This is a genomic window from Vibrio sp. H11, from assembly GCF_004804295.1.
GTDB classification, from domain to species: Bacteria; Pseudomonadota; Gammaproteobacteria; order Enterobacterales; family Vibrionaceae; genus Vibrio; species Vibrio ostreae.
The window spans coordinates 102,364-110,600 of record NZ_SSHN01000013.1 but is presented as its reverse complement, the minus strand read 5'-3'; the positions used below and the strand labels follow the sequence as shown (position 1 = coordinate 110,600).

Below are 8,237 nucleotides of genomic sequence, written 5' to 3'. Positions count from 1 at the left end.
CTCATTCAAATTGGTCACTCAGTTCATTGATACCTAAGTTGATTCTTTAGAATCATCTTCGATTATCATCAACGAGTGCCCACACAGATTGATAGGTTTATATTGTTAAAGAGCATTTCCACCAGCAAAACCTTCGCTTTAAGCGCCGTTGCTAGGGGTGCGTATAATACGCTAAACTTTTTTAGAGTCAATCGTTATTTTCAAACTTTCTTAACTCTTTACCGCTAACCACTTTGTGATATTTGTCTCACTCCGTGTCGGTGAGGCGGCATTATAGGGAGGTCTGGAATTATGACAAGCACTTTTTGCAAATAATTTCCCGTTCGCTTAAAAAGCCACCAAATGGCTGTTTATCGAATAAAATTCCAACATTTGAGGGGGGTCACAGCAATTGGTTGGAAAAAAACGAAGCATATACGTAAGATTCATGTGTCTATTTTGTTAATCTAGGCACGCATCTTATTTTTATGCTGAAAAGTAGTATTCCAATATGAACTCAAAAAAATCGATGTTATGGATAGTCGTCCTTATTGTTTTAGGCGCTATCATTTTCTCTCAGGTATCAACTCACCCTTCCGTGAGCTTTGTGCTTGGTGTTGTGGCAGCAGCAATTATCTTTAAACTTTTTACTTCCACATCGTCGCCATTCAAATCTCAGGATGAATCTTCAACGGCAACCAAAACTTTGTATGTAGGTAATCTGCCATATAAAGCAAACGAATCTCACGTCCGTGATCTGTTTGCTCAACATGGTGAAGTGTTCGCAGTTCGTCTGATGAAAGACAAACGAACAGGTAAGCGTCGCGGATTTGGTTTTGTGGTAATGGCAGCTGGCCATGCGCAAACCGCCATTGATGCTTTAAACGAAAAGGATTATATGCAGCGTACTCTGAAAGTACGAATTGCTAATGATCCAAAACACCCTGAAGAGGGTATGGGCGAACAGGACTAAAGCCGAGTTGCGCCAGCGTTCGATTCAACGCATCTTCCTGCCAGGGAGGTGCGCTGGAGAAGATGTTGTGCGCACTCTCCTGCTGCTCACCAGCACTAATCTCCAATAACTCTTCTACCCGACGAGCGATCGCTTGGCCGGAGTCCACCAAGATGACCTCCTCTCCCAACACTGTCTGGATCTCTGCCTTGATAAGTGGGAAATGAGTGCATCCCAATACCGCTACATCAATCTGATTATGAAGCGGACTCAAGATTGTGGCCAACTCCTCCAAATCGACAGGTTGACCTCGCAACTTTTCTTCAGCCATATCCACCAGCCGGGTTGATCCCAAAAGCTCGACACTTTTATTCAATGCAAAATCACGGATCAGATCGTGAGTATACTGGCGGGTAATAGTCGCAGGCGTTGCGATTAAGCCCACGGCCTTATGCGCCAGTACAGATGCCGGCTTTATCGCTGGTACCACACCGACCACAGGAATATTCAATCTGGACCGAAGAACAGGTAATACAATGGTGCTCGCGGTATTACAGGCAATAATGACAATATCGAACCCCTGCTGATCGACTAACCCAGTCACCAAAGCTTCCACCCGATGCAGAAGTGTATCCTGCGCCAGTTCACCATATGGGTATGCGGCATTATCAAACAGGTAGGTATAACTGAGTTGAGGCAGACGCGCCTGTATTTCACGGTAGACCGACAAACCGCCGACACCGGAATCAAATATAAGTGCTTTGTATTGGGGATGATCAGACACGTGGTACCCTGATGGTCACATCATTAGGAAGATAATAAACGCCCTGATCATACTCCCTCTTCCGGATTAGGCAACTCCTGCCCATCCAGGTAAATGCGCGCCAGATAACGCTGATGACAAAAACGCTCACCACACAGCACAGAAGTGAGCGTGAGCTCAATCCGGCCGCGAAAGACCGGAGCCCAGGTCACGAGGATATGAAATTCACCGTTCTCACCACAAGGGGCAATAGCTCAGGTTCGGCACTCTCCTGTAATCTGAGCAGAGTTAAGGTGTAATCTTTACCCGCTGACCAGCTCAGCACGACATTTTTCATGATGGCTCCAGCATTTTGCTCATCCCCAAGAAAGCAAAAACCGCCCGAAGGCGGCTTCACTTGGTTAGAACTGGTACGCGACAGTCGCGTAGTATTTACGCTCTGGAGTCAGATAACCGGCCGCGGTCTCATACTCTTTATCGAATAAGTTACCCACTTTTCCGGAAAGAGTAACACCATTCGTGAATCGATAAGCGGTAGAGATATCGACTAGCGAGTAAGCAGCTAGCTTATCTTCGTTTGAGGAATCATCAAAACGTTTACCTTGGAATAGGTAATCCATATTGAATGACCACTGGTCTAACTCATAAAACAGATTCCACTTAGCGCTGTGCTTGGCACGACGGGCCAACTCGTTACCTGTTTCTTTATCTTCCGCATCAGTTAAATCATACGAAAGTTTGTGCTGTAACGGGCCAGTTTCAAACGACGCTCCGACTTCAAGACCATTAATCGTCACTTCACCATAGTTCTGCAACGGTGATGAACCAATCATATCAGTCAGTTCATTACGGTATATATTGAAGCGAAAATCTGCGAACTCGTATTGGGCCGTCATACCCACTTCATAGTTCTTTGATTTTTCAGGTTTAATATCTGGATTGCCATAACCTGGGTAATAAAGTTGGTTAAATGTCGGCGCTTTAAAAGCCGTCCCCGCGTTTGCCGTCACCCGATACACGTCGTTGATTTTATAACCAGCACCCAGTTGCCAGGTAGTATTCTGACCATAACGCTGGTTGTCGTCACTGCGCACAGCGGCTTCAACATTGTATTGTTCAGCCTGATACAAAGATGATAGGTAGACACCCAAGTTGGTACGTGAGCTTTCGTCATAACCTACCGTCGATTGAGAAACATCATCTTTAAACCAGTTAATCCCTACTCCGACAGATAGCGCGTTGCTCAAAGCATATTGGTTATCAAAAGAGAATTCGTGACGATCGGTCTGGTACAGGCTTTTATCTGAGGCAGCAGTAAAGCTATTTGACTTATCCTGATTAGTGCTCGCGGTCAGTCGGGATTGCAATATCTCATCATGGTAGTTAAGACGTGTCACAATGTTGTACAAGGTCTCATCACCACGCACATAATAGCCGTCAAATTCTACATCGCCCTCTTCCGCCATCACCAATAAGCCGACATCCCAGTTATTGCTAATGGTGTAGTTGGCGTTAGCAGTAACACTTTTCGCGCGATAACCATCATCATCAGGATCACTGGTTTGCACTGAATAGCCGTCAGTATCAACGCCTGATAAACCCAATGACATATGCAGATCGTCCGTTACCTGTCCAGAAGTCAACAGTTGACCTGAATAATAGTTGTCGCTGCCAGCTGTGGCTGAGATTTGATGTTCAGAGCCCTGAGTGGCGGTAATAATATTAATCACACCACCAATCGCATCTGAGCCATACAGTGCAGCTCGGCTGCCACGCAAAAACTCAATACGTTCAACACCCACTAATGGAATCGCTGAGATTGAAGCGGTACCTGTAGTCGCACTACCAAAACGCACGCCATCAATCAAAACCAGAACATGACTGGAGTTTGTACCGCGTACAAACAAACTTTGTGTCTGACCATAGCCACCGTTGGCTGCAACCTGAACACCAGGCAGGGTTCGCAACACTTCCAACAAATTGTTGGCCTGAATGCGTTCGATATCCTGACGAGTCACCACTTCAATTGGTGAGGTGGTTGATTGCAGAGTCTGTGCAAAACGGTTTGCCGTCACGACGACAGTTTCATCTGCAGCAGTGTCCTGCGCCAAAGACACAGGGGCGTAAGGAAGCAGCGATGCAACTGCCATCGCCAGAAGGGATTTATTCATTATATTGTCCTAAATCGCGTTAAACCGACTGAGCATCACTGGATTCCACTACTTCGCTCAGTTGCTGGCAGGTCTTCGGACTTGAGAGCACTGTCACCTACTTACTCGACTTCCCACTTATGCAGTGTCCTTTGAGTTTTCGTTCTCTCTTACCGCTGCGCGTCAGTTCTGGATTCGCACCAGATTCCCTTTTCAGTTTTTAGACGTCTAGGTTGCTAAAAACACCAGCTTGGGCGTGATAGTATGCACCCATCAATGAATTGTCTAGCTGAGATTATCTTCAACTATATTTTTAACCATTCCGATGTTGTGATGAGAGCAAAACACAACGAATCGGGGACAAGACTGGACAAGCGCGCGGGATTGAATAAAATCTGCGCTCTTTTATTGAAAGTACTTTCTATTTCACTGCACCACAAAAAGGTAAAACCATGGCGACTCTTGATGTAAACCCGAACCAATACCAAGCACAGCTGGAAGAAAAGGTCTCGCGCCTGACCGATATGTTCCAGGCTTACCAGGTGCCGGAATTGGAAGTGTTCGAGTCTCCGCAGCAGCATTACCGTATGCGTGCAGAATTCCGCGTCTGGCACGAAGGCGACGACATGTACTACATCATGTTCAACCAGGAAACGCGCGAAAAATACCGCGTTGACCAGTTCCCGGCCGCCAGTCGTCTGATTAACGATTTGATGCCGTTACTGATTGATGCGATGAAAGACAATGACACCCTGCGCCGTAAACTGTTCCAGGTGGATTTCCTCTCAACCCTGAGCGGCGAAGTACTGGTCTCACTGCTTTACCACCGTCAGTTGGATGAAGAGTGGAAAGCAGCGGCTGACAAGCTGAAACAGCGCCTGAATGATGAAGGCTTTAATCTTAACCTGATTGGCCGTGCGCGTAAGATGAAAATCGTGATGGACCGTGACTATGTGGTGGAGAAACTGCACGTCAACGGCCAGCCATACATTTATCAGCAGGTAGAGAACAGCTTTACCCAGCCTAACGGTAAAGTGGCAGAAAAAATGCTGGAATGGGCGGTCGACTGTACTCAGGACAGTCAGGGTGATCTGCTGGAGCTGTACTGTGGTAACGGTAACTTCTCCCTGGCTCTGGCGCAGAACTTCGAGCGTGTTCTGGCAACCGAGCTGGCCAAGCCGTCTGTTGAATCGGCACAATACAACATTGCCGCCAACCACATCGACAACGTGCAGATCATTCGCATGTCGGCGGAAGACTTTACCCAGGCGATGGAAGGCAAACGTGAGTTCAACCGCCTGAAAGATGCCGGTGTGGACCTGAAAAGCTACAACTGCAACACCATTTTTGTCGACCCGCCACGCTCTGGTATGGATGTCGATACCTGTAAAATGGTGCAAGGCTACCAACGTATCCTGTACATCTCCTGCAATCCGGAAACACTGAAAGAGAACTTGGATATCCTCGGTCAAACCCACAACGTGACCCGTTTTGCCCTGTTTGACCAGTTTCCTTACACCCACCATATGGAAGCGGGCGTACTGCTTGAGCGCAAAGCGTAAGCCTTACTGCCAACAAAAAACGAGCCACATGGCTCGTTTTTTACTTTCGATCTTGTGCAACCGGAATTCCGGTTAAGAAGCGCGGCCCAGGTAACCCAGTTTTCTGCCAATCCACACCAGCAGTAACAACGCCACAATAATGGCAAAGAAGTTAGAGCCAGAATCCGGGTACTGCGCTTTGACAAACGCATTATGACCAAATGCACCGACAAAGAAACACGCCAGGCCGACCAGAGGAATATCCTCTGACACCGGGTGGCTGAGGTACTCCTGGTACAACGCCTGTACTGACAACACCAGTGCAATCACCGGAAAAATAGAAAAAGAAATTTCACTCATGGTCAACCAGGACAAAAGTGCGTCTCCGCACATACCGGCCACGACCGCCAATACCAGAGTTTTCCGTTCTGAACCTTGTTTGGTTTTGCTGCTATCCTTCGACATTAATCTATCCCGCCTTTCAGTCGATTACGTTCACGTTCTTTGCGATACCAGAATGCACCCTTGGCAATCATTCGCAACTGCATGATAAGGCGCTCCGCCAATTCATCGCGTGAGCGCCGGTCTAAATCCAGCGCCTGAGCACCGGAGCTGAATACCAGAGTCACAGAAGCTTCGGCCTGAGTTGTGGCCTCTTCCCTGTTCATACCAGTATTCACCAGATATTCAGTTAATTCCGCAGAAAAGTGCTCAATTTCTCGAGCCACTGCGGCACGAAATTCAAATGACGTGCCGGAACGTTCGCGGAGTAATAAACGAAACACGTTCGGGCTGCTTTCAATGAATTCCATAAAGGTCTCTACCGAGGTACGGATTACGCTGCCTTCTTTGACGATCCGCTGACGCGCCTGACGCATCAACTGCCGCAGCAATAAACCACCTTCATCCACCATGGTGAGCCCGAGCTCATCCATATCTTTAAAATGGCGATAAAAGGACGTCGGAGCAATCCCGGCTTCGCGGGCAACTTCCCGTAAGCTCAGATTGGAAAAACTCCGATCCGCACTCAGTTGGCTGAATGCAGCATCTATCAGTGAACGACGCGTTTTCTCTTTTTGCTGTGCACGAATACCCGTGGATTTCATACTGCGTTAGTTCTCTGCCTGACCCGAAATGTTGGCTCATACTATAACGCGAATGTGAAACTTGTCTAAGGGGCAAAATGCGTCTGTTTGAAGCAACAGACAATTTCGCGACTGCGTCATCACGCTAAGCGCTGGCCGTTATCCATCACTCTAGAGTTAATCACCTAAATTTTTGCCGTTTATAGCGTGATCCTCTGCACTCTGTGATGGGAACGCGATTTACCACACGACAGAATCAGTTAAAATATCGCTACAGCAATGTTAAGTGAATATAACAAGGAAATCCTATGGCACAACCTAACCACTTTGACGTCATTGTAATCGGTAGCGGCCCGGGCGGTGAAGGGGCCGCTATGGGGCTCACCAAAGCGGGAATGAATGTCGCCATCATAGAGAAAGAAAACGGTGTCGGCGGCGGATGTACCCACTGGGGAACCATACCTTCCAAGGCGTTACGTCATGCGGTTAGCCGGATCATTGAATTCAACAGTAACCCGCTCTTTTGCAAAAACAACACCAGCCTGCATGCGACCTTCTCCAATATTCTTGGCCATGCAAAATCCGTGATTGATAAACAGACCCGTCTGCGCCAGGGCTTTTATGACCGCAATGAGTGCTCACTGATTTTTGGTAGCGCCCATTTTGTCGATGCTCATACCGTCGCAGTGACCAAGAGTGACAACACGGTTGACCTTTACACTGCCGATAAGTTTATTATCGCCACCGGTTCACGTCCTTATCGCCCGGCTGATGTTGATTTCGATCACTCGCGTATTTACGACAGCGATTCGATTCTGAGCCTGAAACATGACCCAAGACACATCATCATATATGGAGCCGGTGTGATTGGTTGTGAGTATGCCTCAATTTTTCGCGGGTTGGGGGTGAAAACCGACTTAATTAATACCCGAGACCGACTTCTGGCTTTCCTCGACAATGAAATCTCCGATGCTCTGTCCTATCACTTCTGGAACAGCGGTGTGATCATCCGCAACGATGAAACCTATGAGAAAATTGAAGGTACCGAAGATGGCGTGATTGTCCATCTCAAGTCGGGCAAGAAGATGAAAGCTGACTGTATCCTGTATGCCAATGGTCGCACCGGTAATACCGACAAACTGAACCTGGAAGTAGTCGGCCTGAGTCCGGACTCGCGCGGCCAGTTGAAAGTTAACGGCAACTACCAGACTGACGTCGACCATATCTATGCGGTCGGTGATGTTATCGGCTACCCTAGCCTGGCCAGTGCCGCCTACGATCAGGGCCGCTTTACCGCCCAGGCGATTACCCAGGGCAGCGCAACCAACAAACTGATTGAGGATATTCCGACCGGTATTTACACCATTCCGGAAATCAGCTCAGTGGGTCGTACCGAGCAGGAACTGACCGCCGCCAAAGTCCCGTATGAAGTCGGCCGCTCCTCGTTTAAACATCTGGCACGCGCACAAATTGCCGGCATGGATGTGGGCAGTCTGAAAATCCTGTTCCATCGTGAAACCAGAGAAATTCTCGGCATTCACTGCTTTGGTGAACGTGCCGCGGAAATCATCCATATCGGTCAGGCGATCATGGAGCAGAAAGGTGAAGCCAATACCATTGAGTATTTCGTTAACACTACCTTCAACTACCCGACCATGGCGGAAGCTTACCGGGTCGCCGCGTTGAATGGTTTGAATCGCCTGTTCTGAATGGGCTTAAATCAATCCGACATAAAAAACGCAGCCTCGTGCTGCGTTTTTTGTTCAG

General features: G+C 48.0%; 7 protein-coding genes, 1 pseudogene and 1 riboswitch. Of the genes and pseudogenes, 3 read left to right on the top strand and 5 right to left on the bottom strand.

Going from position 1 to position 8,237, the window contains the following annotated elements; genetic code table 11:
* The first annotated feature begins 490 nt into the window (after positions 1-490).
* A complete protein-coding gene (locus E6C74_RS17605) occupies positions 491-952 on the top strand; it encodes an RNA-binding protein (RefSeq protein WP_136487359.1) in 462 nt (153 codons plus the stop codon).
* Here E6C74_RS17605 and murI read toward each other — a convergent pair.
* From murI to E6C74_RS17590, 3 genes and pseudogenes are all read right to left on the bottom strand, one after another.
* On the bottom strand, positions 906-1,715 hold the full coding sequence (gene murI / locus E6C74_RS17600; protein ID WP_136487358.1) for a glutamate racemase: 810 nt from the start codon (positions 1,713-1,715) through the stop codon (positions 906-908). The genes E6C74_RS17605 and murI overlap by 47 nt on opposite strands.
* 47 nt (positions 1,716-1,762) lie before the next feature.
* Positions 1,763-1,945 (bottom strand): annotated as a pseudogene (locus E6C74_RS17595) (hypothetical protein); the annotation flags it as partial.
* Between the two features lie 150 nt (positions 1,946-2,095).
* Entirely contained in the window at positions 2,096-3,865 is a 1,770-nt protein-coding gene (locus E6C74_RS17590) for a TonB-dependent receptor (protein WP_136487356.1), read from the bottom strand.
* 48 nt (positions 3,866-3,913) lie between these two features.
* Positions 3,914-4,109, bottom strand: a riboswitch (cobalamin riboswitch).
* 187 nt (positions 4,110-4,296) lie between these two features.
* Here E6C74_RS17590 and trmA point away from each other — a divergent pair.
* Complete coding sequence (gene trmA, locus E6C74_RS17585; protein ID WP_136487355.1) at positions 4,297-5,406, top strand: tRNA (uridine(54)-C5)-methyltransferase TrmA; 1,110 nt, start codon at positions 4,297-4,299, stop codon at positions 5,404-5,406.
* A 72-nt stretch (positions 5,407-5,478) separates the two neighbouring features.
* Here trmA and E6C74_RS17580 read toward each other — a convergent pair whose 3' ends face one another.
* Together E6C74_RS17580 and fabR are read right to left on the bottom strand one after the other, a co-directional pair.
* On the bottom strand, positions 5,479-5,850 hold the full coding sequence (locus tag E6C74_RS17580; protein WP_136487354.1) for a YijD family membrane protein: 372 nt from the start codon (positions 5,848-5,850) through the stop codon (positions 5,479-5,481).
* Positions 5,850-6,491 carry an HTH-type transcriptional repressor FabR gene (fabR, locus tag E6C74_RS17575; RefSeq protein WP_136487353.1) on the bottom strand — a complete coding sequence of 214 codons (642 nt, stop codon included), beginning with the start codon at positions 6,489-6,491 and terminating at the stop codon, positions 5,850-5,852. The genes E6C74_RS17580 and fabR overlap by 1 nt, the downstream gene beginning before the upstream one ends.
* Before the next feature lie 287 nt (positions 6,492-6,778).
* On the opposite strand from fabR, the gene sthA reads away from it, so the two are divergent.
* Positions 6,779-8,179 (top strand): Si-specific NAD(P)(+) transhydrogenase, encoded by a 1,401-nt coding sequence (gene sthA / locus E6C74_RS17570; protein ID WP_136487352.1) that lies wholly within the window; start codon positions 6,779-6,781, stop codon positions 8,177-8,179.
* The last annotated feature ends 58 nt before the right edge of the window (positions 8,180-8,237 follow it).